Origin of the sequence: Saccharothrix sp. ST-888 (genome assembly GCF_000955975.1) — a bacterium.
Lineage (GTDB): Bacteria > Actinomycetota > Actinomycetes > Streptomycetales > Streptomycetaceae > Kitasatospora.
On sequence record NZ_JYJF01001120.1, the window covers coordinates 1 to 247 of the forward strand.

General features: G+C 71.7%; 1 protein-coding gene. It reads right to left on the bottom strand.

Annotated elements, in window-relative coordinates:
• Positions 1–209, bottom strand: a 209-nt coding sequence (locus tag UK12_RS35880; protein WP_156179206.1) for a hypothetical protein, incomplete at its 3' end; no start/stop codon positions are given.
• Positions 210–247: the final 38 nt, after the last annotated feature.

Below are 247 nucleotides of genomic sequence, written 5' to 3' on the forward strand. Positions count from 1 at the left end.
CAGTCCACCGGCACACCGCGCACATGCGCCTGCGCCAGCGCCGTCGTCACCGTCAGCGCCTCCGACCGGCCCGACCGCAGCACCGGGACGAAGACCGCCGCGTCCACACAGTGCTCACCCAGCCCGCACAGCACCCCGTCCGGACCCGACTCCACGAACGTACGGACACCCTCACGCTCCAGCGTCCGCATCGCATCAGCGAAACGCACCGCCGCACGGACGTGCCGCACCCAGTACTCCGGAGACC